This window comes from Actinoplanes sp. ATCC 53533, from assembly GCF_003947245.1.
In genome coordinates this window covers 1-1,701 of record NZ_QHHV01000409.1, presented here as the reverse complement: position 1 = coordinate 1,701, position 1,701 = coordinate 1, and the positions used below count along the sequence as shown (strand labels likewise).

Sequence of the window (1,701 nt, the reverse complement as noted above, 5' to 3'; positions counted from 1 at the left end):
GTTGACCGCGAAGGCCGGCGGGCAGGGGCATCGCCGGATCGCGGTGCGGTTGGGTAGGCCGGCCTCGACGGTGCGGGGCTGGCTACGCGCGTTCGCTGGTCGCGCGGCGGTGGTGCGGGCGGTGTTGGCGGTGCTGCTGGTCGCGTTGGACCCCCTCGCTGGGCGGTTGGTGGTGCACGGGTCGGTATTCGCAGACGCGGTGGAGGTGCTCGGAGTGTGTGCCGCGGCGGCCCGGCGCCGGCTCGGGGTCCTCGGCGCGGTGTCGGCGTGGCAGTTGGCTTCAGCGGTCACGGACGGCCGGCTGCTGAGCGGGGCGGTGCCGGGCGAGTGGAGCAACACGAGTTGGCCCTTGGGCACCGCTGGTTGATCAACGAGTCTCCCGGGCAGGTGTGCGCCGACGCGGTGCATCCGAGCAGGTGAGGAGGCGCCGATGGTCACCAGTAGTCGTGCCGGGGAAGATCAGGTCCGGGCCGAGCGGGCCCGGGCGGTAGGGCTGTTCCGGTATTCAGTGATCCGGGAGGCCGCCGACCGCGGGTTGACGACCAGGCAGCGGGGTCGGCTGGTGAGGGCCCTCGCGGAGCGGGAACACACGGGCCCGTTCGGTGCTGCGGTGCGGGTTTCGCGGCACACGATCGACCGGTGGATCCGGGACTGGCGCCGCGGTGGGTTCGATGCGCTGGTGCCCAGCCCACGCCTGGTGTCGCCGCGGACCCCAGCTGACGTGCTCGAACTGGCTGTCGCGTTGAAGAAGGAGGTGCCGGCCCGCACCGCAGCACAGGTGGCGGCGATCCTGCGCGCGCATGGCGGGTGGGCGCCGGACGAACGGACCCTGCAACGACACTTCGCCCGGCTGGAACTGACGACCCGGCCCGGCGGCCAGCCGCCGACGGTGTTCGGCCGGTTCGAGGCGGACGCGCCGAACGTCCGCTGGACGGGGGACGCGTTGCACGGCCCGACCGTGGGTGGGCGCAAGGCGATCCTGTTCGCGTTCCTCGACGACCACTCCCGGCTGCTCGTCGCCGGCCGGTGGGCGCGCCGGGAGGACACTGTGCGGTTGGAGGCTGCGCTGCACGCCGCGGTCGCGTCCCGCGGTGTCCCGCAATCGATCTACGTGGACAACGGATCAGCCTATGTGGATCGGCAGCTGCTACGGGCCTGTGCCAGCCTCGGTATCCGGCTGATCCACTCCCGGCCGGGACAGCCCGAAGGGCGCGGCAAGATCGAACGGTTCTTCCGGACCGTGCGGGAGCAGTTCCTCGTCGAGATCGGCTCCGGCCGCGAACTCGACGACATGATCGCGCTGAACACGCTGTTCACCGCGTGGGTCGAGACCGTCTACCACCGCCGCACGCATTCCGAGACCGGCGAGGCCCCGCTGGAGCGCTGGCAGCCGGTCGGCACCCCGGCGTTGCCGTCGCCGCAGCTGCTGCGGGAGGCGTTCCTGTGGTCGGAATGGCGCACCGTCACCAAAACCGCCACCGTCGGTCTGCACGGCAACCACTACGAAGTCGACGCCGCTCTGGTCGGGCGCAAGATCGAACTCGTCTTCGACCCGTTCGATCTCACCGCCCTCGAGGTCCGCTGGCACGGCAGATCGATGGGCAAGGCGATCCCACACAAGATCGGCCGGCACGTGCACCACAAGGCCCGCCCCGACGACACCACACCACCGCAGCCGGCGGTAACCGGGATCGACTACCT

The 1,701-nt window shown here is 71.3% G+C and carries 2 protein-coding genes; both read left to right on the top strand.

Annotation, left to right across the window (positions count from 1 at the left end; all coding sequences use genetic code 11):
* Window positions 1–367 (top strand): hypothetical protein (locus DMB66_RS62095; RefSeq protein ID WP_158647719.1); only part of this gene is annotated, 367 nt, incomplete at its 5' end.
* Between the two features lie 63 nt (window positions 368–430).
* A partial coding sequence (locus tag DMB66_RS58415; RefSeq protein WP_125812546.1) for a DDE-type integrase/transposase/recombinase occupies window positions 431–1,701 on the top strand: 1,271 nt, incomplete at its 3' end.